At 67.8% G+C, this 23,651-nt stretch carries 19 protein-coding genes; 15 read left to right on the forward strand and 4 right to left on the reverse strand.

The genetic code is table 11. The annotated features are described in order from the left end of the window. Positions 1-288: 288 nt before the first annotated feature. Positions 289-1,506, reverse strand: coding sequence for a PucR family transcriptional regulator (locus tag ABD260_RS27845; RefSeq protein ID WP_344238036.1), 1,218 nt, complete (start codon positions 1,504-1,506; stop codon positions 289-291). A gap of 150 nt (positions 1,507-1,656) precedes the next feature. Here ABD260_RS27845 and ABD260_RS27850 point away from each other — a divergent pair, with 150 nt between their 5' ends. From ABD260_RS27850 to ABD260_RS27885, 8 genes are all read left to right on the forward strand, one after another. Continuing rightward, a complete protein-coding gene (locus ABD260_RS27850) occupies positions 1,657-2,844 on the forward strand; it encodes a four-carbon acid sugar kinase family protein (protein ID WP_344238038.1) in 1,188 nt (395 codons plus the stop codon). A gap of 75 nt (positions 2,845-2,919) precedes the next feature. Next, on the forward strand, positions 2,920-3,537 hold the full coding sequence (locus tag ABD260_RS27855) for an isochorismatase family protein (RefSeq protein ID WP_344238040.1): 618 nt from the start codon (positions 2,920-2,922) through the stop codon (positions 3,535-3,537). Next, the gene (locus ABD260_RS27860) at positions 3,534-4,679 is read left to right on the forward strand and encodes an alpha-hydroxy acid oxidase (RefSeq protein WP_344238042.1); all 1,146 of its coding nucleotides are present in this window, start codon (positions 3,534-3,536) and stop codon (positions 4,677-4,679) included. Before ABD260_RS27855 ends, ABD260_RS27860 begins: the two co-directional genes overlap by 4 nt. A gap of 40 nt (positions 4,680-4,719) precedes the next feature. Continuing rightward, positions 4,720-6,426 carry an ABC transporter family substrate-binding protein gene (locus ABD260_RS27865; protein WP_344238044.1) on the forward strand — a complete coding sequence of 569 codons (1,707 nt, stop codon included), beginning with the start codon at positions 4,720-4,722 and terminating at the stop codon, positions 6,424-6,426. A gap of 39 nt (positions 6,427-6,465) precedes the next feature. Beyond that, positions 6,466-7,437, forward strand: coding sequence for an ABC transporter permease (locus ABD260_RS27870; RefSeq protein WP_344238046.1), 972 nt, complete (start codon positions 6,466-6,468; stop codon positions 7,435-7,437). A gap of 10 nt (positions 7,438-7,447) precedes the next feature. After that, positions 7,448-8,356 (forward strand): ABC transporter permease, encoded by a 909-nt coding sequence (locus ABD260_RS27875; RefSeq protein WP_344238048.1) that lies wholly within the window; start codon positions 7,448-7,450, stop codon positions 8,354-8,356. After that, positions 8,353-10,389, forward strand: coding sequence for a dipeptide ABC transporter ATP-binding protein (locus tag ABD260_RS27880; RefSeq protein ID WP_344238050.1), 2,037 nt, complete (start codon positions 8,353-8,355; stop codon positions 10,387-10,389). The genes ABD260_RS27875 and ABD260_RS27880 overlap by 4 nt, the downstream gene beginning before the upstream one ends. Before the next feature lie 11 nt (positions 10,390-10,400). Next, positions 10,401-11,546: an NAD(P)/FAD-dependent oxidoreductase gene (locus tag ABD260_RS27885; RefSeq protein ID WP_344238052.1), complete on the forward strand. Its 1,146-nt coding sequence runs from the start codon at positions 10,401-10,403 to the stop codon at positions 11,544-11,546. 31 nt (positions 11,547-11,577) lie between these two features. Here the strand turns inward: ABD260_RS27885 and ABD260_RS27890 are convergent, their stop codons facing one another. Next, complete coding sequence (locus tag ABD260_RS27890) at positions 11,578-12,357, reverse strand: GntR family transcriptional regulator (RefSeq protein ID WP_344238054.1); 780 nt, start codon at positions 12,355-12,357, stop codon at positions 11,578-11,580. 86 nt (positions 12,358-12,443) lie between these two features. Further along, a complete protein-coding gene (locus ABD260_RS27895) occupies positions 12,444-13,445 on the reverse strand; it encodes a zinc-dependent alcohol dehydrogenase (RefSeq protein WP_344238056.1) in 1,002 nt (333 codons plus the stop codon). A gap of 178 nt (positions 13,446-13,623) precedes the next feature. Here ABD260_RS27895 and ABD260_RS27900 point away from each other — a divergent pair, with 178 nt between their 5' ends. Genes ABD260_RS27900 through ABD260_RS27925 form a run of 6 tightly spaced genes read left to right on the forward strand, consistent with a single transcriptional unit; the run spans position 13,624 to position 21,396 of the window. After that, positions 13,624-15,270 carry an ABC transporter substrate-binding protein gene (locus ABD260_RS27900; protein WP_344238060.1) on the forward strand — a complete coding sequence of 549 codons (1,647 nt, stop codon included), beginning with the start codon at positions 13,624-13,626 and terminating at the stop codon, positions 15,268-15,270. A 2-nt stretch (positions 15,271-15,272) separates the two neighbouring features. Further along, positions 15,273-16,226, forward strand: coding sequence for an ABC transporter permease (locus ABD260_RS27905; RefSeq protein ID WP_344238062.1), 954 nt, complete (start codon positions 15,273-15,275; stop codon positions 16,224-16,226). Next, the gene (locus tag ABD260_RS27910; protein ID WP_344238064.1) at positions 16,223-17,092 is read left to right on the forward strand and encodes an ABC transporter permease; all 870 of its coding nucleotides are present in this window, start codon (positions 16,223-16,225) and stop codon (positions 17,090-17,092) included. Before ABD260_RS27905 ends, ABD260_RS27910 begins: the two co-directional genes overlap by 4 nt. Next, positions 17,085-18,947 carry a dipeptide ABC transporter ATP-binding protein gene (locus tag ABD260_RS27915; RefSeq protein ID WP_344238066.1) on the forward strand — a complete coding sequence of 621 codons (1,863 nt, stop codon included), beginning with the start codon at positions 17,085-17,087 and terminating at the stop codon, positions 18,945-18,947. Before ABD260_RS27910 ends, ABD260_RS27915 begins: the two co-directional genes overlap by 8 nt. After that, positions 18,944-19,933: a Gfo/Idh/MocA family protein gene (locus ABD260_RS27920; RefSeq protein WP_344238068.1), complete on the forward strand. Its 990-nt coding sequence runs from the start codon at positions 18,944-18,946 to the stop codon at positions 19,931-19,933. Before ABD260_RS27915 ends, ABD260_RS27920 begins: the two co-directional genes overlap by 4 nt. Continuing rightward, positions 19,930-21,396 (forward strand): glycoside hydrolase family 3 protein, encoded by a 1,467-nt coding sequence (locus tag ABD260_RS27925; protein ID WP_344238071.1) that lies wholly within the window; start codon positions 19,930-19,932, stop codon positions 21,394-21,396. The genes ABD260_RS27920 and ABD260_RS27925 overlap by 4 nt, the downstream gene beginning before the upstream one ends. Before the next feature lie 12 nt (positions 21,397-21,408). On the opposite strand, the gene ABD260_RS27930 is transcribed toward ABD260_RS27925, so the two are convergent. Then, positions 21,409-22,266 carry an AraC family transcriptional regulator gene (locus ABD260_RS27930; protein ID WP_344238073.1) on the reverse strand — a complete coding sequence of 286 codons (858 nt, stop codon included), beginning with the start codon at positions 22,264-22,266 and terminating at the stop codon, positions 21,409-21,411. A 152-nt stretch (positions 22,267-22,418) separates the two neighbouring features. On the opposite strand from ABD260_RS27930, the gene ABD260_RS27935 reads away from it, so the two are divergent. After that, positions 22,419-23,651, forward strand: coding sequence for an NAD(P)/FAD-dependent oxidoreductase (locus ABD260_RS27935; protein WP_344238075.1), 1,233 nt, complete (start codon positions 22,419-22,421; stop codon positions 23,649-23,651).

Raw genomic sequence — 23,651 nt, forward strand, 5'->3', positions numbered from 1 at the left:
CCAAACTCCGCGGCTCGCTGGCACGCCCGGGGGACGAAGCCGCCGAACGGCAACCCGGATGTCCCTCGGCGAGCTCTGTCATCGGCCTACCCGCACCGGTGAGCTTGCGTGACCACGCCTGCTGCCAGGTGTCGAGCGTGCTGTCCCACAAAGCGCCGAAGCCTTCACAGGCCGCGTTGCTGGCGATGAAATCTTCCGGCTAGCCGCCGAGGCCGACACACCCGCCGTTTACTCATGCCGGAGCGGTAGCTACCACGCCCGTCTTGAACGAATCGGACGCCAGGTTGATCAGCCGGTTTGTTGGTGGTCGGTGAGCATGGTCCAGGCGGTTAGGCCTAGGTGTACTTCGAGGCGGTTGGTGCCGTCGGAGAGGTTTATGCCGAGGATGGATTCGATGCGTTTCAGGCGGTAGTAGACGCTGGCTCGGTGGAGGTAGTTTTCTTCGGCTACTTTGGGGACGCTGCCGGCGTGGTGGAGGAAGCTTTCCAGGGTGGAGCGTAATTCGGCCATTTGGGGGTCGGTGAGGAAAGCGCGCAGAGCGGGGGAGACGAAATGGCTGCGGAGTTGGCGGACGGGCAGGGTTGAGAGGCCGCGTAGGTGGGAGACGGTCGGCCAGTCGACGCTGCGGTTTGCCCAGCCGAGGCGGGCGCCGAGGGCGAGGGCCTGCTGGGCCTGCCAGACGGCCTCGGCGGCGTGCAGTACGCCGGAGCGGCGATCGCTGGCCGACACCAGCCATGCGGTGTCATGCCGTTTCGGTACGTGCCGGAACATGATGTCCCGCGCGAACGTCGACAGCTTCTCCGTCACCGCACCAAGGTCCTCGTTCCGGTACGGAGCCACCAGCAGGACCGCCCGATCATCGCGATAGAACTCGAGTCTCCGGTGCGCCGGGTACGCGCCCTTCAACCGCTGCAGCGCATCGAACACCCGGTGATGATCATCCAGGCTCTCCGGCTTGGCTCGCAGGTTCCGCAGGGCCATCCCGATCGCGAGGAAGTTCTCGTCGTGGTGCAGCGTGTCCGCGATGATCCGGGACTCGACCGCGCGCCGGATCACCCGCAGATCGGCGCCCAACGGTTCGAAGGCCTGGTCGTCCTCCCGGGCCGCACCTTGTTTCAGCAGCTCGGCCGACCGCTGGTACGCCTGGAAGGTTGCCGTCGCGACCCGTTCCGCGTGCTGGATCATGCCCGCCGGCATCGGACCGTTCACGCAGGTGAGCCAGAGCAATCCGTGTAACCGGCCGGTGTCTGTCAGTGGCATCACCACGAACCCGGGGATGGCCAGCTCCTCGACCTCGGGCACGACGATCGGCTGCGCCAGCTCCAGCGTGGCGTCGAACCGGATCCCGAGGTGCCGCGGCGACACGGCGTGCATCCGCCGGGACGCGGCCAGTACGTCCAGATCGGACCGGGCGAGTGGGGTCAGCCGGGTGTCGGTGAGCTCGACCGGAACCTGCAGCGACATGCTCAAGGCCTCGACGAGCTGCTGAAGCATCGACGACTGCACGGTTCCTCCTTCAGGACAGCACGGGGTACGTAGCCTGGGCCAATGGTCGACCCGAACCCCGGTGCAACGTCTTCGACAGTTGTCGAATGCGCGCCGGACACCGCCATCCATAGCATCTGATCACATTCCGATCGACGAAGGGACGGGCCCGTGGACACAGTCCAAGCACGGCAGGCGCGTCCCGGGTTCGGCGTCCTGTCCGAAGACCTGCAGGGCGCACTGACAGTAGCCAGCCGGCTGCAGCAACGCGGCCTGAGCGTCGACATCGTCCAGGACCCGTCGGCCCGCCCGGTCGGCACGGACGCGGTCGTCGTGGACATGAACGTGCACAACATCGTCCGGGACCTGCCGAGGCGAGTCGGCGAATGGGCCCAGTGGCTGGCGGCAACCGGCGTCACCGCGATGGAATGCCGCTTCGACACCGAGCTGCGCGGCGCCCCCGGGCCGTGTCTGGAAGGGCTGATCACCGGCGCGGACCTGCCGGATCCGACCGTCTTGGTGGTCGGTGCGTACCCGTCGAGCGGCCGGGTGTGTATCGACGGCCGGATGGTCATTCCCGCCCTGCACAGCCCGGCGATGGAGGTCGACATCGCCCGCCGGCTGTTCGGCGGTCAGACCTCCAGGCAGGTCGGCCTCGACGAAGTGACAGCGGGCGAGGACCACGTCCTGTCGGTGATCCAGGCTGCCCGCGCGGCGGGCGAGCGGCGGTTCGTGTTCGACGGTACGACGGACGGTCACCTGGCAACCGTCAGCGCGGTGGCGCAACGGCTCCGGAACGACGGCGTCGAACTACTGACCGCGAGCACCGGCGGCTGGCTCCGGTTCTATCCGCCGACCGAGTCCGACGGGTTCGTCCTGCTCGTCAGCCCGGTGCAGGCCGAGGTGGACAGTGACCAGCTCGCGCAGGTCGCCACGGCGTACGGATCGGATGCTGTAACGATCACCAGCGCCGAACTGATGGAGGCATCCGGAGAGCACCTGGACGAGCTGCTCTCCGTGCATCGGGTGCTGATCATGCACGAGTCCGAACAGATCGACGATGACCGGTGGTCGGTCGCGGACGGGCTGGGTGCGGCGACCCGGCGCATCCTCGAGGTCGCGCAGCAGGGCCGAAGTCGTTGCCTCGGCGTGATCACCAGCGGCGGTCTCACCACCAGCGCGATCTTCCGCCGGCTCGAACCGGTCAGTCTCCGGGCCGGTCAGGAGCTCGAACCGCTGTGTCCGGTGGCCCGGCTGGTCGGCGGACCCTTCGACAACCTTCCGGTGATCAGCAAGGCCAGCGGCGTCGGCAACGAACAGACTCCGGTACGGCTGATCCGCCGCCTCGTCGGCAACTGATCCACCGTCCTCCGCCGCGCCACCGCACGCGCGGCCAAGCGATGACGCATGCCCAACCACGAAAGGTACTCACCCGTGTCTCTTTTGCCGCCCGAGCTGACCCCAGAGCTGACCCCTGAGCGCACCGCGCTGGTGCTGATCGACCTGCAGGGCGCCAACAACTCCCATCCGGTCGCGCCGTACACCGCCGACGAGGTCGTGCAGCGCAGTCGCCAACTGATCGATGCCGCTCGCCAGGCCGGATCGCTCGTTGTGTACGTACGCACCAGCTTCTTGCCGGATGAGTCGGATTCGCTGACCGGGAAGGTCGCGATCGACGCCCACCGCCCGCCCAAGCCGAACCGCCCGGCGGGCTGGGACCAGCTCGTCGACGGCATCGAGCCCACCGCCACCGAGCCGGTGATCATCAAGCGCAGCTGGAACGCCTTCCACGGCTCAGACCTCGACCTGCAACTGCGGCGGCACGGCATCGACACCGTGGTGATGGCCGGCATCTCGACCACCTTCGGTGTCGAAGGAACGGCCCGGGCCGCGTACGACCACGGGTACAACCTGATCTTCGTACCCGAAGCGATGTCCAGTGTCACCGCTGAACAGCACGACTTCTCGGTCCGCGAGGTGTTCCCGCAGATCGGACGCGTACGCGACCTGGACGCCGTACTCGCCGCCCTGACCACGGAGGTAGCCGCATGACCAGCACCATGGACAGTACTGTGACCAGCAACGGTACCGCGATCGCCGACGACCGCTTCCGCTCCGAGGCCCGTTTCACCACGCTCCGCGCGCTCCGGGAGCACGCCGAGCACCAGCTCAGCGAGGCCGTCTGGAACTACCTCTGGACCGGTACGGGCGACGAGACCACCGCCGACCGGAACGTCGCGAAGTTCGACGAGGTGCTCTGGGAAGTCCCTTTGTTCGCGGGCGTTTCGAACCCGACCACCAACACCAACGTGTTCGGCATCGAGCTCGCGCTGCCGCTGTTCACCGCGCCGTTCGGTCAGGAGACCGAGTTCCATTCCGGCGGGCATCTGGCCGTCGGCCGGGCTGCGCAGGAAGCCGGCATCGCGCAAATGGTCCCGGTCGCCGCCGCGTACTCGATGGAGGAGATCGCCGGTGCTTCGGACCGGGCGCTGTTCTTCCAGATGACGCTGGTCGGCAAGCTCGAGCACACGCTGGCGATGGCGCAGCGGGCCAAGGACGCCGGGTACCAGTACCTCATCGCGACGTACTCGCCGATCCGGCAGTGGCGGGAGCGGCTGATCCATGACAAGTTCAGCCCGCGGAACAGCTCCGTACACAACGTGAACTTCGGTCCGGGCAAGTCCGATCCGGCTCCGCTGCAGGAGCTGATCAACTTCACCGAGCCGCGCTGGACCTGGGCCGAGGCCGCGGAGTTCATCCGCCGTTCGCCGCTTCCCGTTGTGGTGAAGGGAATCTCCAGCGCCCGCGACGCCACGGCTGCCCTCGACGCCGGCGCGGTCGGGCTGTACGTGTCGAACTACGGCGGCCGCACCATCGACCGGACACTGTCCGCGATCGAAACCCTGCCCGAGGTACGAAAGGCCGCCGGGCCGGATGTGCCGATCGTGCTCGACTCGGGGATCCGGCGCGGCAGCGACATCGCCGCGGCGCTCGCACTCGGTGCGAACGCGGTAGCGATCGGCCGGCTGACCGCGGTCGGGCTGGCGGCCGACGGCGAGGCGGGCGTACTGCGCACGATCGAACTGCTGCGCGACGAACTCTGGACCACGCTCGGCCATCTCGGCTGCAGCTCGGTGGCCGATCTCGGCCCGGACGCGATCCGGCAAGCACCGAACGTGCCCACGGCCGGCTGACCAATGTTGATGCTCGGGGCCTGAAGAAGGAGGCAGTGCGGTGCGTAGGACATTCACAACGGCTGCGATCGTGGCCGCGCTGGCCACGGCGGCCTGTAGCGCCGGTGGCGCGGCGGGCGGCACCGGCGGCGCGACCGCGGGCCGGGTGACCGGTGACCTGATGACGGCCAACACGGCCAAGGTGCAGCCGGACACCGGCGAGATCACGATGGCGATCGAGAAGACGATCAGCAACTGGAACACGATGACCGCCGCCGGCGACATCTCGGAGACGGTCTGGGTGACGACCCCGGTGTACCCGTCGGTGTTCACGATCCAGCCGGACGGTTCGACCGTCGAGCTGAACCAGGACATGATGACCAGCGCCGAGGTGGTGTCCCAGCACCCCACCGTCGTCAAGTACGTGATCAAGCCGGAGGCGACCTGGTCCGACGGCGTACCGATCACCGGCGCGGACTTCGAGTACCAGTACCAGGCGATGAACGGCCGGGACTGCCCGAAGTGCCAGGCCAAGGACACCAACGGCCTGGACCGGGTGAAGTCGATCCAGACCCAGGACAACGGCAAGACCGTCACGGTCACATACAACGGCGACTTTTCGGAGTGGAAGCGTCCGTTCAGCCGGCTGCTGCCTGCGCACATCGCCAAGCAGCACGGCGATCTCACCACCAGCTTCAACGACTACTTCGCGAAGACCGTACCGACGTTCAGCGGTGGCCCGTACCGGATCAGCGACTTCAAGAAGGACGTCTCGGTCACCCTCGAACCGAACCCGAAGTGGTACGGCCGGAAGCCGAATTTGCAAAAGATCACCTTCCGGATGATCACCGACACCCAGCAGACGCCGATCGCCATGCAGAACGGCGAGATCCAGGCGATGTACCCGCAGCCGCAGGTCGATCTGCTCAGTCAGGTCACCAACATGGAGGGACAGGGCGTCGCGTACCAGATGAACCAGTCGCTGGTGATGGAGACGTTCCAGTTCAACCTGTCGAACTCCACACTGGCCGATCCGGCGCTGCGCAAGGCGATCTACACCGCGCTGAACCGCCAGGAGATCATCGGCAAGACCGTCGGGCAGTTCGACAAGGACGTCAAGCCGCTCGGCTCGGTGATGATCATGCAGCAGCAGAAGGGCTATCAGTCCAAGACCGAGAAGTTCGGGTACGGCGACGGCAACGTCGATGCGGCGAAGAAGATCCTCACCGACGCCGGCTACACGGTCAAGGACGGGCAACTGATCAACCCGAAGGGCGTCCCGGTGCCGGCGCTGCGCTCGGTGTACTCGGTCGGCAACCAGACCCGGAAGGCGTCGATGGAGGTGCTGCAGGCAACGGTCAAGCAGCTCGGCATCACCTTGCGGCTGGAGACCACCGACTCGCTCGGTGACACCACGGCCGAGAACGCGCCGTACGGCTATGACCTGCTGATCGTCGGCTACACCGGCTCGCCGTTCCTGGCCGCGAACGCGAAGCAGCGGTTCACCACCGGTACCGGCTACAACAAGCACTACTCGAGCAAGAAGGTCGACGGGCTGGTCGACCAGGCCCTGTCCTCCACCGACTCGGCGAAGACCGTCGACCTGATCAACCAGGCCGACGAGCAGGTGATCGATGACGCGTTCATGATGCCGCTGTACCAGAAGCCGACGCTGATGGTCTACGACGGCAAGTACGCGAACATCCGGGACAACCCGACGATCAGCGGGCCGACCTACAACATCCTCGAGTGGGGCCTGCGCGGCTGAGCCGGCGTACCCACACCCCGTACCGACCCGGAGGCACCGATGCTGCGTTATCTGCTCCGGAGGCTCGCGATCGCCGTCCCGATGCTGATCGTCGCCTCGTTCGCGATGTTCATGCTGGTCTCGCTGTCCGGCGATCCGCTGTCGCGCTTCCGCTCCATGGACCCACCACCGCCGGAGTCGTCGATCCGGTCGATGGAGCTCGAGCTCGGCCTGGACCGGCCGCTGCCGGAGCGGTACGTGCGCTGGCTGCTCGGCGTCCTGCACGGCGATTTCGGGAAGTCGGTGGTCAACGTGGACATCGGCCAGGTCCTGCCCGGCCGGCTGCTGATCAGCCTGCGCCTGATCGTGATCGCGATCGTGGTGGCGGCGATCGTCTCGATCGCCGTCGGGGTGATCGGCGCCGTCCGGCAGTACGGGCTGATCGACAACTCGCTCAGCGTGCTGGTCTTCGTGGGCATGTCGCTGCCGTTGTTCTGGTTCGCGGTGATGCTCAAGCAATGGGCGATCTCGATCAACCGGAGCAGCGGCCGGACCATCCTGTACACCATCGGTGACGGCAGCCAGACCGGCGCGCACGGCCTTGCCCTACTGGGATTCCTCGCACTGCCGACGATCGCGCTGGCGGTGAACATCTTCGCCTCGTGGAGCCGGTACGTGCGCGCGTCGATGATCGAGGTACTGAACACCGACTACATGCGACTGGCCCGCGCGAAAGGGCTGTCGCGTACGCAGGCCGTACTCCGGCACGGTCTTCGGAACGCGCTGATGCCCTTTGTCACGGTCGTCGCGCTGGAGTTCTCCAGTCTGGTCGGCGGCGCGGTGGTGACCGAGTCGGTGTTCCAGTGGCGGGGGATGGGCGACCTGCTGCTGAACGGCATCCGCAACCTCGACGTGCATGTGGTGATGGCGTGGCTGCTGGTGTTCGCGACCGCCACGATCCTGCTGAACCTGCTGGCCGACCTGGTGTACGGCCTGCTCGACCCCCGGATCCGTCATGCGCGGACATTCTGAGGAGCCTGTGATGACCTCGACCGAGAACAGCACGCCGGTCCTCGCCGTACCGGCGACGAGCGGCCGGTTACGGCTCCCGCCAGTCCTCCGACGGTACCTGCGGAACCCGGTGTCGGTGGCCGCGTTGATCGTCTTCGGGCTGGTCCTGGTGTTCGCCTTCATCGGACCGCTGCTGTGGAAGTACAGCTACGCGACGTTCACCCCGGACAACTCCCGGCCGCCGTCGCTCGATCATCCATTCGGTACGGACAGCACCGGGTACGACACCTTGTCCCAGGTGATGCGCGGTACCCAGCGATCGGTGCAGATCGCCTTGTTCGTAGCCGTTGTCGCAACAGTCCTCGGATCGGTCGTCGGAGCAGCGGCCGGGTACTTCGGCCGGCTCGTCGACGCCACGTTGATGCGATTGGTCGACCTCGTCCTGATGTTCCCGTCGATCGCCGTCGCAGCGGTGATGGCGTACGTGGGCCGGGGCAGCCAGACGTCCTGGATCACCATCGGCCTGGTGCTGTCCGCGCTGGCCTGGCCGATCGTGGCCCGCGTCGTCCGCTCGACTGTCCTGGTGCATGCCTCCGCCGAGTACGTCCAAGCAGCCAAGGGACTGGGCGCGTCCGACGCGGCGATCATCGCCCGGCACCTGATCCCGAACGCGAGCGGCACGATCATGGTCGCGGTCACCGTACTGACGTCGACCGCAATCCTGTCCGAGACCGCGTTGTCGTACCTGGGCTTCGGCGTCCAGCCGCCGGACACCTCGCTCGGGCTGCTGGTCTCCGAAGCGCAGACCGCGCTCACCACCCGGCCCTGGGTCTTCTACTTCCCGGGTGCCTTCATCGTCCTGATCGCGCTGTCGGCGAGCTTCATCGGCGACGGGCTGCGGATGGCGCTCGATCCTCGTCAGGCCAAGGGGAACAGATGAACCAGCCACTCCTACGGCTCCGCGACCTGACGGTCACGTTCGGCCGCCGCCCGGAAACCGGCGCCTCGGTCCGCGGGGTGAGTTTCGACCTTCATCGCGGCGAAGTGCTCGGCATCGTGGGCGAATCGGGGTCCGGCAAGTCGGCGACCGCGAACGCGATCATGGGCCTGCACCCGCCCCGATCGACCCGGGTGACCGGTTCGATCGAGCTGGACGGGACGGAACTGATCGGCGCGCCCGAGTCCAAGCTGAACAGCCTGCGTGGCGCCCGGATCGCGATGATCTTCCAAGACCCGATGGCGTCGCTGAACCCGGTGATGACCGTCGGCGCCCAGGTCGCCGAAGCGCTCCGGATTCATCAGCGCGGACTGACCTCCGGGCAGGCCCGGGAGCGTACGCTCGAACTGCTCCGGGTGGTCGGGATTCCGCATCCGGAGCAGCGGATCAAGCAGTACCCGCACGAGTTCTCCGGCGGGATGCGGCAGCGCGTGGTGATCGCGATCGCGATGGCCAACGAGCCGGACGTGATCATCGCCGACGAGCCGACGACAGCGCTCGACGTGACCGTGCAGGCGCAGGTGATGGCCGCGCTGGATCGCGCCCGCGAGCACGTGAACGCCGCACTGATCCTGGTCACGCACGACCTCGGTGTGGTCGCGGGCCGTGCCGATCGGGTCCTGGTGATGTACGGCGGACGTGTCGTCGAGTCCGGTCCGACCGCGGAACTCTTCGAACGATCGCGGATGCCGTACACACGTGGTCTGCTGGCGGCGACGCCCCGCATCGACGAACCCGATGTACCGCTGATCCCGATCCCCGGCGCGCCACCCGCGCCGGAGCTGCTCGGCCACGGCGGCTGCCCGTTCGCGCCGCGCTGCAGCTTCCGCACCGAACGCTGCGATCAGGACGAACCGGAGCTCGATGCTCTCGGCAACGATCATGCTTCCGCCTGCCACTACGCAAAGGACCGGCAGCACCTTCCGGACCAGGAGCGGGCCGCGGGGCGCTCGACGCCACGAGGGTCGATCGATCGCTCCGGTGCGCCGCTGCTGAGCATCAACGAGCTGCGTCACGAGTACAAGGTCAACGGCGGCAAGGTGGTGTACGCGGTTGACGGCGTGACGCTGGATGTGTGGCCCGGCGAGACAGTCGGCCTGGTCGGCGAGTCCGGGTGTGGAAAGTCGTCGGCCGGGCGGAGTATCGTCCGGCTGCAAGAACCGACGGCCGGCGAAGTCACGTTGCGCGGCTCGTCCGTGACCGGCGTACGCGGTGCGGCCCTGAAGGACCTGCGGAGCCGGATTCAGATGGTCTTCCAGGACCCGCAGGCATCGCTGGACGCACGGTTCTCGGTACGGCAGATCATCGGCGAGGCACTTCGGTACGCGAAAGTCCCCCGGAGTGAATGGGACGAACGAATCGCTGGGCTGCTGACCGATGTGGGCCTGAGTCCGTCGATCGTCGACCGGTACCCGCACGAGTTTTCCGGCGGCCAGCGGCAACGGCTGGGCATCGCCCGGGCGCTCGCCACCGGCCCGGACATCCTGGTCCTGGACGAGCCGGTCAGCGCGCTGGACGTTTCGGTGCAGGCGGGTGTCATCAACCTGCTCCGGTCCCTCCAGCAAGACCGGCGGCTCGGGTACGTGTTCATCGCCCATGATCTGTCGGTCGTCGCATCGATCAGCGACCGGATCGCGGTGATGTACCTCGGCCGGATCGTGGAGCTCGGCCCGACGCGTACGGTGCTCGGCGCGCCACGGCATCCGTACACCCGGGCGCTGATCTCCGCGGTCCCGATCCCGGACCCGGCGGTCGAGCGCGGACGTGCTCCCGAGACCCTGGCCGGCGATGTGCCGTCGCCGATGGAGCGGATCGAAGGCTGCAGGTTCCGGAGCCGCTGCCCGGTGTACCGGCTCGCACTGGATTCCGACCGCCGAACCGCTTGTGAGCAGGACGCGCCCGAGCTCGGCGCCGGCGACCACAGCCAGGCCTGCCATTACCCCGACGTTTCCCTCGACGAACTTCCGACGAACTGAGGAACCACATCATGAAGGTGATAGTCATCGGCGCCGGCTCGATCGGCGCACATACCGCTTACCGGCTCGCCGAACAGGGCGCCGAGGTCGAGTTGCTGGAGGCATCAGCCGTCGCGTCCGGTACGACCGGGTCGTCGATCGCGTGGCTGTCCCAGTTCCCGCAGATGGCCTGGGACGAGGAGCCCGGCAAGCGAGCCCTGCGGCCGCAGGTGCACGACCTGTTCATGGAAGTGGAGCAGGAGGTGCCGGGGGACTACGTGACCTGGTCGGGCACGTTGTCGTGGGGCCTCCCGCACGAGCGCAAGGAGCTGACAGAGCTCGCCGGTACGGCCCGATCCCGCGGCGTCCGCGTCGACGTGATCGATGCCGCGGCGGCGCGTGACCTAGACCCGAGCATCCGCTTCGACGATGACGAGGTGGTGTTCTGGGAGCCGGGTTCGGGCTGGGTGGATGGCCCGGGGATCGTGCGGGCGCTGATCGAGGCGCTGACGGCTCGCGGCGGTCGGCTGCGGACGGCGGCACGGGTGACGAAGATCCTGGTCCAGGGCGGCCGGGTGACCGGCGTACGCCTCGCGGACGGCGAGGTGATCGGCGCCGACGCGGTCGTGAACGCCAGTGGCAGCTGGGGATCGCACGTGGCCGCGATGGCGGACCTGGCGATCCCGATGAATCTCGTACCGGGCCGGGTGATCTACACCGAACCGTACGCCGGCGGGCCGACGCGGGTGCTGACCGGACCGACCTGGGGCGGGCGACCCGACCCGGACGGCGGGCTGGCGATTCACTGGCGCGGCGAGACGTCGATCAAGGATCACGGCGCCAACATCCGCTCGGCCGAGGAGGTACTTGCGGCAGTCGCGGAGGTCGTACCCGCGCTGGCCGGCTGCAAGGTACGGCGGAGCAGCGTAGGGATTCGGCCGATCCCGCCGGACGGGCCGATCGTCGGCGCGCTGCCGTGGCTGCCGAACTTCTACTTCACGCTGTCCCACGGTGGGATCGGCTGGGGTCCGATGTGGGGCTGGGCGGCGGCCCGCGAACTGCTGCACGGGCAGGTCGTTCCGGAGCTCGCGGCGATGCGCCCGGAGCGTTTCTACCTGGCGCCGACGACGATGGGCCGGTACGCCGACGACGCCGACCACCGGCCGATCACCAGCTGATCGCCAGGCCACGTACTGGAAGAAGCTGAGTCTAGAAAGGCAGCTGGGCGCCGCGTTCCTGGCGGAGGCGGGCTTCGTAGCGGTCGCCGCGGTAGACGGCGTCGGTGAAGTGCACGACATTGCCGACCTCGTCCAGGCCGGTGGTCCGGAAGCGGAGCGCGGCGTCGCCCTCTCCCAGCTCCAGCAGCCGGGCGTGGAATTCGTCGAGCAGCACTGCCACGATGCGCTGCTCGGCCTCCCACAGTTGGACGCCCCAACGACTTTCCAGCACCTCGTACAGGGAGGTGTCGGTCAGGTCCTCGTCCTCGAGCCCGGGGAAGCGGTCGGCCGGCAGGTACGCGCGCTCCAGCGCCATCGGGATGTCGTCACCGGTCCGGACCCGGTCGATCTGGACGATCGGTGCGCCGACGGTGATCTTCAGCTGCCGGGCGATCACCCCGATGGCGGGAACCACGCTGTTGCCGAGCACCTCGGCACCGGGCCGCATGCCCCGGCTGCGCATCTCGTCCGAGAACGACGCCACCGAGGCTGCCTGCGCGACGCTGACGGTGCGATCGGCGACGAAGGTGCCGCTGCCCTGGACGCGGTAGGTGAAACCCTCCGCGCTCATCCGCTCGAGCTCGCCGCGGACGGTCTGCCGGGCGACGCCGAACCGGCTGGCGAGGACGCGCTCGGACGGCAGCAGCGAGCCGGGCTCGAGCGTGCCGACGAGTTCCTCCAGCAGCCGGCGCAGCTCGCGGCCCTTGGACGTGCTGCCGGACAGGCTCTCCGGCATCAGCCCGGCGACCGGCTGGGAGCGGGCGCGGCTCATCGGAGGAAGCCACCGTTCGGGCGGGCGTTCGCTGATCGTCGCATGGCGGCACTCAATCTACCGGTCGGCGGCACCAGGTGGGCATCTCAGTCGGTCCAGTCGAAGATCACGCCCATCGTCTCCCCGCGCTGGGTGCTGACCAGCCGGTACGCCTCGGCGCAGTCCTTCGGCGCGAACCGGTGCGTGTTCAGCCCGTCGAGCGACAGCCGGCCGGAGATGTTCAAGCCGAAGAAGGACCGGTACGTCTCGGCTTCGACGTCCAGCAGGAGCGGGCCGTGCGCGCCGCGGATCTGCAGGCCGCGGGTGATCACGTCCATGGTGAGGTGCTGTTCCGACGGGCTGCCGGGGTCGCCGAGCAGCACGACCGTGCCGCGGTCACGGACCAGGCCGAGCGCCTTCGGCAGCATCTCCGACCGGCCGGTGGTGTCGATCACGACCCGGGGCGACTCCCCGAAACAGGCCTCGACGATCTGGTCGGCGTGGTCCGCCGGGTCCCCGGTCACGATCGCCGTCGCGCCACCCCACTGGGCCAGTTCGAGGCGGCGCGGAGCGATGTCCGCGACCACGATGCTCTCGACGCCGGCGGCCGCGGCCCACCGGACGGACATCTGCCCGATCGGGCCGGCGCCGATCACCAGCACGCTGTCCCGGAGCCGGTGCTCCGCGGCGGCAGCGCCCACGTACGCCACCTGGGCAAGGGTCGCCCAGGGCGCCACCTCGGACGGGATGGCGGCCGGAATCGGGAAGCACTCGACGGCGTCCACGACCGCGTGCGACGCATGCGGGATCCGGGCCATCACCCGGTCACCGACGTGCACTCCGTCGACGTCGGCACCGAGCTCCTCGACCACCGCGGTCGCCGTGTACCCGGGCAGGAACGGGTACCGCACGTAGTCGTCCCAGTGCGAGCCGGGCTCGAAGTTACCGCTCAGCGCGGTCGTCTCGGTGCCGGTGCTGATCAGCGAGAACTCGGTCCGCAGCCGGACCTGTCCGGGCCCGGTCTCCGGGACGTCGAACTGCTCCAGCTCGACCTGGCCGCGGTCCGGAAAGACGACCCGGTGGGCTTCCAGCAACTGTTGTGGGGACATCGTCGGCTGCCTCTCGTGGTGGTGAATGCGCGGAAACATAGCACAGGTGGCCCAGTCCACTTTCTGATTTCCCAAGTATTGACAGCTCGTTCGGCGTTTGCCAAGTTATAGGTGGCCTAGGCCACCTGAGGTGGCCGGCCGGGTCCCGGATGCGGGACCGCCCTTACCTGGAGGCGTCATGACCCATTCCTCGGCGCGCTCGAAGCGCAGCTGGACGATCCGCTACCTCGCCCCCGCCCTCGCGTGCCTGCTGATCGCGGCGTGTTCACCCACCGGAGCGAGCAAGTCCGGCAGCAAGGCGCTCGGCGCCGACTTCCCGGCGGCCAAGCCGGGTGACATCGCGACCTTGAAGATCGGGCTCGCCTCCGGGCAGGGCCGCTACGACGTGCTGCTGGCCACCTCGAGCGCGATCGTGGTCAACTCCTACGACGCGCTGCTGGCCTGGAACAGCAAGGGCGAACTGGTCCCGTCGCTGGCGAAGTCCTGGAAGCAGACCTCGCCGACCACCTACGTGTACGAACTGCGCGACGGCGTGAAGTTCTGGGACGGTACGCCGCTCACCACCGACGACGTCATCTACTCGATGAACCGCAATGTCGATCCCAAGGTGGCCAGCCCGTACGGCGTGTACTACACCGCCTTCGACAAGGTGACCGCGACCGGGCCGAACCAGCTCACGGTCCAGCTGAAGCGCCCCGACCCGTACTGGCGGTACGCGAGCGCGATCGCGACCACGGTGATCCAGAAGAAGTTCGCCCTCGCGCACGCGAAGGACCTGGGTACGCCGGCCGCCATTCCGATCGGCACCGGTCCGTACCTGCCGAAGAGCTACTCGCCGGCCACCGGCGGCACGCTGGTCCAGAACCCGCACTACTGGGGTGAGAAGCCCGCGGTCCAGAGCCTCGAGTTCTCGGTCATCCCGGATCCGGAGTCGCGCCGGCTGGCGCTGCAGTCCGGCGCCATCGACGCCACCCTGGACGTGCCGCTCGAGCAGGCGAAGACCTGGGACCAGATCCCGAACACCCGGGTGGCGTACGGCTCCGGCGGCAACACCAAGATCTTCAGCTTCGACACGAAGTCCGCGCCGTTCAACGACATCCACCTGCGCCGCGCGATCGCGCACGCGATCGACCGCGAAGGCATCGCCAAGTCGGTCTTCAACGGCACCGCCAAGCCGGCCCGCGGGGTGATCCCGCCGGAGATCTTCGAGGTCTTCTTCGGCAAGGACGAGACGGACAAGTGGTACAACTCGGTGCCCGTCTACGACTACGACCTGACCAAGGCGAAGGCCGAGCTGGCGAAGTCCAAGTACCCGAACGGCGGACTGACCATCGACATGCCGTTCCAGGCGTCGCAGACGGTCGACCGCGACATCCTCGCCACCGTTCAGCAGAACCTGAAGCAGCTGAACATCGACCTGAAGTACCGCAGTCTCCCGGACACGCAGTACTTCGCCGAGCTGTACCGGCACCAGAAGCTCGGGATGCAGCTGTTCTACTTCGGCGCGACGTACCCCGACCCGTTCACCTACACGTTCTACATGATGGCCAAGAGCCAGGCCGTACCCAACGCGTTCAACTTCGCGAACTTCTACTCCGGCGAGTCCGAGAAGCTGATGCGGATCCAGGAAACCGATCCCGATCTGCAGAAGCGGGTCCGGGCCGGCGCGGAGCTGGTCAAGCTGGCCGCCGACGACGCCGCGTACATCGGGATCAACTTCCTGCCGTTCCCGATCGCGCTGAACAAGAAGTACACGATCGACGGCGAGTTCAGCATCTGGTCGTTCGCGAACTGGCCCACCCGGGTCCGGATTGCGGGGTCCTAGTCGTGAGGCTCGGCTGGTACGTCCTCCGGCGGCTCGGCGTCGGCGCGCTGCTGCTGGTGATCGCGTCGTTCTTCGTGTTCAGCCTGCTCTACATCAGTCCCGGGCGGCCGGAGCAGATCCTGCTGGGCGGCCGCCCGGCGACGCCGGAGATCATGGCCGCGATCCGCGCGAAGTACAGCCTGGACGACCCGTTCCTGGTCCAGTACGGGCGCTGGTTCCTGGAGGCGATCCGGCTCGACTTCGGTCAGTCGATCGTCACGGACCAGCCGGTCACCACGGTGCTGGCCGAGCGCAGCCTGCCGACGCTCGCGCTGTCGGTGGCCGGTCTGGTGCTGACGATGATCATCGCGGTACCGGCCGGCATGTACGCCGCGGCCAAGCGCAACAAGGTCGGCGACCGGCTGGTCAGCATGCTCACGTTGCTCGGCATGAGCGCTCCGACCTTCGCGGTCGGGGTGCTCCTGCTGTACGTGTTCGGCGTCGCGCTCGCCTGGTTCCCGGTGTTCGGCAACGGCGAAGGATTCGGCAGCCAGTTGCAGCACCTGGTCCTGCCGGCGATCGCGCTGGCGGTCACGCAGATCGCCTATGTCACCAGACAGACGCGGGCCGCGGCACTCAGCGTGTATGGCCAGGACTATGTGACGTTCGCGCGCTCCCGTGGTCTCGGCCGGTCGCTGATCTGGCGCCGGTACGCGCTGCTGAACAGCAGTCTCCCGATCGTCACCGCGAGCGGCCTGCTGCTCGCGTACACCCTGGCCGGCGCGGTGCTGGTCGAGGTGACGTTCTCTCGTGAAGGACTCGGCTCGCTGATGCTGCAAGCGGTTCAGAGCAAGGACATTCCGGTCGTTCAGGGCCTGGTGGCGTTCGCGGCGGTGACCGTGACGCTGGTCAACCTCGGAGTGGACCTGATCAATCTCGCCATCGATCCACGGCTGCGCAAGGAAGTGATCGGATGAGTGCCGCGATCGGCCTCGAAGCCGGGACGACGACCGTCCGGCGACGGCGGAAACTACCACCGATCAGCGTACTGCTGGCCGCCGTCTTCGCCCTGATCGTGGTCGTGCTGGCGATCTTCGGTCCGCTCCTGGCCCCGCACGACCCGGCTGCCCAATCGCTGCAGACCGGAGTCGTCGGCCCAGGTGGCGAGCATCTGCTCGGTACGGACCACCTCGGCCGCGACATCTTGTCCCGGGTGATGGCCGGCGCCCGCGACGCGATCGTCGGTCCGGCGCTGATCGCGGTCGTCACCACGTTCTTCAGCCTGCTGTTCGGCATCATCTCCGGCTACCGCGGCGGGATCATCGAAGCGATCGTGATGCGGGTCGGCGACCTGATGTACTCGGTGCCCGCGATCCTGGTGTCGATCGTGGTCGTCGGCGTGCTCGGTGGCGGGTACTACCTCGCGGTCGGCGTGATCATCCTGCTGTCCGTCCCGGCGGACACCCGAGTGGTCCGGGCGGCGGTCCTCTCCGAACGCCATCTGCCCTATATCGAGGCCTGCAAGACGCTGGGCCTGTCCCGCCGCCGGATCATGGCGGTGCACATCCTGCCCAATGTGATGCCGACCGCGATGGCGATCCTGCTGCTGGACTTCGTGTACGGGCTGATCGCCTTGTCGTCGCTGTCCTATCTGGGGCTGGGCGCCGAGGCCGGCTCGCCGGAATGGGGCCGGATGCTGGCCGACAACCGTGCCCTGCTGGCGGACAACCCGAACGCGGCGCTCGTGCCGGCCGTGCTGATCATGGCGACCGCGGCCGCGGTGACGCTGCTCGGTGACTGGGCCTACGACCGCGTGAGTCAGGAAGCGATCACCCATGACTGATCCCGTAGCGCTCCAGTCTCCCGTCGACAAGGAGCCGGCGAACGGTACGCCGTTGTTGTCGATGCACGACCTGCGGATCACCCGCGGGATCAAGGGCCCGCCGCTGGTGACCGGCCTGGACCTCGAGCTGTTACGCGGCGAGACCGTTGCGTTGGTAGGGGAGTCCGGAGCCGGCAAGTCGTTGACGGCACGGGCGGCGATCAAGCTCGTACCGCCTGGTCTGCACGTTTCGGGCGAGGTGCGGTTCCAGGGCGCGGACCTGGTCAGCATGGACGAGGAGTCGGCCCGCTCCTTGCGCGGTGGCGGGGTCGCCATGCTGTTGCAGGACCCGTTCACCATCCTCAATCCGCTCACCCGTACCCGTACGCATCTGATCGAAACGTTGCGCTCGGCATCGGGCAGGAACCTCAGCCGGAGTCAGGCGGCCGACGAGGTGGCCCGGCGGCTGGCCGAGGTCGGCATCGACGATCCGGCGGTCGGCGACCGGTACCCGTTCGAGCTCTCGGGCGGGATGCGGCAGCGGGTAGCGCTGGCTTGTGCGCTGGCCAAGGACCCCGCGCTGCTGATCGCCGACGAACCGACCACCGCGCTCGACGCAACCACCCAGCGTGAGGTGCTGCGGTTGCTGCGCTCGGTCCAGCAGGCCCGCGGCATGGGCGTACTGCTGATCACCCACGATCTGCGCGTTGCGTTCTCGATCAGCGATCGGGTGTACGTGATGTACGCGGGCAGTGTCGTCGAGCAAGCGCGGCCCACTGAATTCACGGACAGTCCCGCGCACCCGTACACGGTCGGTCTGCTCAGTGCCGAACCGCCGACCGACCGGCGGCGCAAGCAGCTGGACGGCATCCCGGGCCAGGTACCGGCGGTGGAGACCGTGCTCGATCAGTGTGCGTTCGCGGCTCGCTGCGCCTGGGCCACGCCGGACTGTGAGGTCGGCAAGCCGCCTTTGCTGCCGGTCACCGACACGCATGCCAGCGCGTGCCGGCGGCAAGATCACATCGCGCATGAGTTGCGTACCGCACTCAAGGAAACCAAGGCCGCCGACGCGGAACCGGTAGACGACGATCAGACCGCGGCCGAGATTCTGCGGGTGAGCGGTCTGCGGAAAAGCTATCAGCGTGACCGGTCCAGTTGGGCGCTGAAGGGTATCGACTTCACGCTGCGCGAAGGCCGGAGCCTTGGCATCGTTGGTGAATCGGGCTCTGGTAAAACGACGCTCGCACGTTGTCTGCTCGGGCTCGAGGAGCCGACCGACGGCATGATCGAGCTGCTCGGCACGGACATCACCAGCTATCGCGGTCTGGGTCGCAAGCAGTTGCGCGAGATCCACGGGCAGATTCAGTGCGTCTTTCAGGACCCGTATTCATCACTGAATCGTTCGCACACGATCGGGTTCATCCTGCGCGAGGCGCTGAGTCGTCGCGCGGCGACCGCCGGCCCGGCTCCGAGTGCGGAGGAACTGCTGGAACGGGTCGGACTGGGTGCGCACTACGCCACCCGGCGTCCGGTGGCGCTGTCCGGCGGTCAGCGGCAGCGCGTCGCGATCGCCCGTGCGCTCGCGGTCGCGCCGAAGGTGCTGCTCTGCGACGAGCCCGTCGCGGCTCTCGACGTTTCGGTTCAAGGACAGGTACTGCAGGTCCTACGTGAAGTCAGTGAAGGGGGAACTCAGCTCTTGTTCATCACTCATGACCTGGCCGTCGTACGCCAGATGACCGACGACATCGTTGTCCTCGAGCAGGGCACGATCGTCGAGGCCGGAACGACGAGTTCCGTGCTCGATCAGCCACAGCACGCGTACACGCAGCGACTCGTCGGTGCGGTACCGACCGGCGACACCGGGTGGCTGTCGTGAGCCTGGTGCGGTGGGCGATTCTCGGCACCGCACAAATCGCTGCCGGTGAGTTCATCCCGAGCCTGTGGGAAGTGGGCGGTGGCCGCGTCGACCTGATCGTGGCCCGGGACGGTCAACGGGCGAAGGACTTTGCGACGGAGCACGGCATCGCCCGGTACGCCGCCGGGTATCAGCAAGCGATCGACGATCCGGACATCGACGCGATCTACATCCCGCTGCCGAACACGCTGCATGCGGAGTGGACGATCGCCGCGCTCCGGGCCGGCAAGGCGGTGCTGTGCGAGAAACCGTTCGCGACCAGCCTGGCCGAGGCGCGGACGGTCACCTCGGTCGCGGAGCGGACCGGCGGGCACGCCTGGGAGGCCTTCGCGTTCCTCTACCACCCGCAGACCCGCCGCGTCCTTGAGCTGGTTGAGCAGGGCACGATCGGCGCGATCCGCGAGGTGCACGGGATCTATCACTCGCCGAACGACGACACCAGCACGATCCGCAACGACGCCACGCTGGCCGGTGGCGCGTTGATGGACGTCGGCGTTTATCCGTTGCGGCTCGCCCGGCTGCTGCTCGGTTCGGACTTCTCGGTCGTCCGGGCCAGTCAGCAACTGACCTCGGCGGGACTCGATCTCGCGTCGTCGGCCGAGATCGACTTCGCCGGTGGGGCACGGCTCTTCTTCGAGGCGAGTTTCAGTACGGAGTACGCGCCGGCCGCCCGCGTCGTCGGCGAGCTCGGCGAATTGCGCATCTCCGGCCCGTACGCCACCGGCCTGGAAGACACGCTCGAAATCCTCGTCACCGGCGAGGAACCACGCATCGAGCGGCTGGGCAGCAACCGCCCACTGTTCACCGATCAGCTCGCCCACATCCACGCGGTTCTCGACGGCACGTCCGCTCCTCGCCGCCAGCTCACCAGTGATGCGGCCGGGACCTTGGCTCTCGTCGACGCGATCCGCCGTACCGCAGGCACTTCCGGGAAGGGAACTCCATGACACCTCCACCGATCCGCGTCAACGAGGCGGAGATCCGCAGACTGGCGCTCGGTTGCGTACTGGCTTCCTGGGAAGGTCCTTCCATCCCGTACTGGATCGAACGCCTGCTGGGCGACGGTCTCGGCGGTGTCGTGCTGTTCGAGTCCAACCTCGCCGCCGACGACGCGTACACGCGGGCGATGACCGACCAGCTGCGGGCCGCGGCCGGGCGCCCGATCGTGATCGCGCTCGACGAGGAAGGCGGCGAAGTCACCCGGTTGCCGAGGTTGCCGGCCGGCAACAGCCCGGGTCAGGCAGCGCTGGGATTCCTGGACGACGTCGAGACGACCGAGCAGGTGTACGCGAGCATCGGCGAGCGACTTGTCCGGTGCGGGATCACCATGAACCTTGCACCGGTCGCGGACGTGAATTCGAACCCGCACAACCCGGTGATCGGCGTCCGGTCCTTCGGCGCGGATAGTGAGCTCGTCGCGCGGCACGTACGCGCCGCCGTTCGTGGTTTGCAGCGTGCCGGGGTCGCCGCGTGTGTGAAGCACTTCCCGGGACACGGTGACACCTCGCTGGACTCGCACTACGACCTGCCGACGATCGCGGCGGATCTCGATCACCTGGAGCGGTACGAGCTGCCGCCGTTCCAGGCCGGCATCGAGGCCGGGGCGCGGGCGATCATGACCGGGCATCTCGCCGTACCGGCCTTGGATGCGGAGCTGTTCACGACGATCAGCCCGGTGGTGAACCAGGCGCTGCTGCGGGATCGGCTCGGGTTCGAGGGGACGATCGTCAGTGATGCGATGGAGATGCGGCCGCTCTCGGGCGGGCTCGGCATCGTCGAGGGGACCGTCGAGGCGCTGATCGCCGGGACCGACACGCTCGAGCTCGGCTTCGAAGAACATGTGGATGTGCTCAAGGCGATCCCTACGGCTGTGTACAACGCGGTTGTGCTCGGGCGGCTCTCGGTTGAGCGGCTGCGCGACGCGGCAGCTCGTACCGCGGCGCTGGCGACGTTGGACGGGGCACACGCCCAGCCGGCTTACGACGACCTTGTCGTGACCGCCGCGGCTCGGAGCATCGAGCGGTCGCCGGAGCTCAGGGTCGGGAAGAAGCTGCTGGTGGTCGAATGCCACAGCCCGCACAACCTCGCGGTCGGCGAGGTCGAGTGGTCACTCGCCCGGCCGTTGGTGAAGCGCGGGGCGGACGTGACGCTGATCAAGGTCGACGACGAAGCGACCGCGGTCGCGGCGGCGCATGAGCTCCGCGCGTCGACGCTGTCCATGGTGGTGGTGACTCGTGATCCGCATCGGCATCCGTGGCAGCAGCATCTGCTGACGGCCGCGGCGGAGCGGACCGGTGCTGTCACGGTCGAGACCGGCTGGCCGGCTCCGGGGCAGTCGGCAACGATCCGTACCCGGGGGATCAGCGCGGACCTGCTGGACGCGGCCGCTGAGTTGCTGACTAACTCCTGACGGCTTGCAGCTTCAGCTGCGGAGGTGGGCGTTCCGGTACTCGCGGGGGGACATGCCCTTCAGTTCGCGGAAGCGTCGGTTGAAGTTGGAGAGATTGACGAAACCGCTGTCGGCCGCGATTTCGGTGACCGGTGAGTTGCTGTTGGTGAGCAGCCGGCAAGCGGTGTCGATCCTTAGCTGATTGATGTAGTCGGTCAGCGTCCGTCCCATCGCGCGGCTGAAGAAGCGGCTGAACGATGTCGGCGACATGTGCACCAGTTCCGCGACCTCGGCCAGCTCGACGTGCCGCCGGTGGACGTCCTCGAGGTGGCTGCAGACCTTGTCGATCCGCTCCCGGACGGAAGCATCGGGAGCGGGGGTGTAGCCGGGGCCGGTGATCGGTTCGGCGTCGCGGCACACCGACAGCACGTGCAGTACCTCCAGGAGCCGTACTGTCTGCGCGGCGGCGCTGTCGAGTACGGGCAGCGCGGTCAGGATGTCCCGCGCCAGCCTGGGCGCGGGGTTGAACAACAGGCCGTGTGACGCGTTCGTGAGCAGCTTCGCGATGTCGTGGAACTGCGGCAGGCCGAAGAATCCCGCGCCGAGGAAGTCCTCGTGAAACTGGATCACGGCGGCCTCGGCCGGCCGCCCCGGGTCCGACGCCGACGTGAAGGTGTGCGGCAGGCCGGGGCCCAGCAGCAGCAGGTCGCCCGGGTGGTACGGGGCGACTGTGGTACCCACATACCGGGTGCCGGTGCCCTTGGTGATCAGCGCCAGCTCGTACTCCTCGTGGAACTGCCAGGCGAAGTCGAACGACTCCTGGCGCAGCATGAAGCAGCTGAACGTGATCCCGTAGGGGATGATCCCTGGCTGTTCGTGGCGCGGCTTCATCGCGTGATCCTCTCGTCGCCCTGAGAACCAGGGCGCGCTATCTGAGTACCAGTTTTGGGCAACAGTTGTGTGGTTGTCACCTGGCCGCACTGCGAAACTCGAAATCACTCGCCCCCCAGATACCGCGGCTTCGGTTGGAAGGTGACACGCGAATGAGAGCCACCTACGTCATCGCCGGTGCGAGCCTCCCGGGCGCCAGAGCGGCTCAGGCGCTGCGCGAACACGGTTTCGCCGGCCGGATCGTGCTGATCGGCGACGAGACCACCGGCCCGTACGAACGTCCTGCCTTGTCGAACGGTTACTTGCTGGGCAAGGACGAGCGGACCAAGGTCTTCGTCCATGAGCGGCGCTGGCACGTCGCGCGGGAGGTGGAGCTACGGCTCGGTGAGCGGGTGGTGTCGCTCGATCGCGGTGCGCATGAGGTGGAGCTTTCCACCGGCGAGCGGATCGCGTACACCAAGTTGCTGCTGGCAACCGGTGCGTCACCGCGGCGGGTCGGCCTGCCCGGGGCGGACCTGGACGGCGTACACGACCTGCGCTGGGCGGCGGACTCCGACCGGCTGCGGGAGACCATCCTCGACGGCGGCCGGATCGTGGTCGTCGGCGCCGGGTGGACCGGGCTGGAGACGGCGGCCGCGGCGCGTGAGTACGGGTGTGCGGTCACGATCGTCGACTCCCGTCCGACCTTGCCGGCCGATGCGCTCGGCACCGAAATGGGCGCGTTCTTCGCCGGCCTGCACCGCCGCCACGGCGTCGACCTGCAACTCGGGCGGACCGTGAGCGGTTTCCGCGGGACGTCCGAGGTGAGCAGTGTGCTGACGGACGACGGCGGTGAGTTCGCGGCGGACGCGGTGATCGTGGCGTCGCGCGCCGTACCCAACGTCGAACTGGCCCAACGCGCCGGCCTCGCGTGCGACGACGGCATCCTGGTCGACGAGTCGCTGCGTACGGACGACCCCGACATCTTCGCGATCGGTGAGGTGGCGAACTCGTACCGCCCGTTCTACGCCGGACATCTGCGTACCGAACACTGGTCCAACGCACTGCACTGCGCACCGGTCGTCGCCCAGTCCATGCTCGGCCGCAACGTCGCGTACGACCGCCTGCCGTACTTCAGCACCGAGCAATACGACGTAGAAATGGAATTCACCGGCCACCTCGACCCCGCCGGCTACGACCAGGTAATCGTCCGCGGAGACCTCTCAGCCGACGCCTTCCAAGCCTTCTGGCTAACCAACAACCAGGTAGTAGCCGGCCTCCACGTAAACCTCTGGGAAACCGGCCTGCAACCCATCGAAGACCTGATCCGCAACCACCCCTCCGTAGACCCCACCCACCTGGCCAACCCCACCCACCCCCTAACCCCCTTCGCCACCACCTACTGA

The sequence above is a fragment of the Kribbella hippodromi genome, from assembly GCF_039531045.1.
Taxonomy (GTDB): domain Bacteria; phylum Actinomycetota; class Actinomycetes; order Propionibacteriales; family Kribbellaceae; genus Kribbella; species Kribbella hippodromi.

Coding starts and splice junctions, on each gene's coding strand:
- ABD260_RS27925 (WP_344238071.1), top strand. CDS start 19,930: ATGACACCTCCACCGATCCGCGTCAACGAGGCGGAGATCCGCAGACTG.
- ABD260_RS27870 (WP_344238046.1), top strand. CDS start 6,466: ATGCTGCGTTATCTGCTCCGGAGGCTCGCGATCGCCGTCCCGATGCTG.
- ABD260_RS27880 (WP_344238050.1), top strand. CDS start 8,353: ATGAACCAGCCACTCCTACGGCTCCGCGACCTGACGGTCACGTTCGGC.
- ABD260_RS27860 (WP_344238042.1), top strand. CDS start 3,534: ATGACCAGCACCATGGACAGTACTGTGACCAGCAACGGTACCGCGATC.
- ABD260_RS27915 (WP_344238066.1), top strand. CDS start 17,085: ATGACTGATCCCGTAGCGCTCCAGTCTCCCGTCGACAAGGAGCCGGCG.
- ABD260_RS27885 (WP_344238052.1), top strand. CDS start 10,401: ATGAAGGTGATAGTCATCGGCGCCGGCTCGATCGGCGCACATACCGCT.
- ABD260_RS27900 (WP_344238060.1), top strand. CDS start 13,624: ATGACCCATTCCTCGGCGCGCTCGAAGCGCAGCTGGACGATCCGCTAC.
- ABD260_RS27930 (WP_344238073.1), bottom strand. CDS start 22,266: ATGAAGCCGCGCCACGAACAGCCAGGGATCATCCCCTACGGGATCACG.
- ABD260_RS27910 (WP_344238064.1), top strand. CDS start 16,223: ATGAGTGCCGCGATCGGCCTCGAAGCCGGGACGACGACCGTCCGGCGA.
- ABD260_RS27890 (WP_344238054.1), bottom strand. CDS start 12,357: ATGAGCCGCGCCCGCTCCCAGCCGGTCGCCGGGCTGATGCCGGAGAGC.
- ABD260_RS27935 (WP_344238075.1), top strand. CDS start 22,419: ATGAGAGCCACCTACGTCATCGCCGGTGCGAGCCTCCCGGGCGCCAGA.
- ABD260_RS27875 (WP_344238048.1), top strand. CDS start 7,448: ATGACCTCGACCGAGAACAGCACGCCGGTCCTCGCCGTACCGGCGACG.
- ABD260_RS27895 (WP_344238056.1), bottom strand. CDS start 13,445: ATGTCCCCACAACAGTTGCTGGAAGCCCACCGGGTCGTCTTTCCGGAC.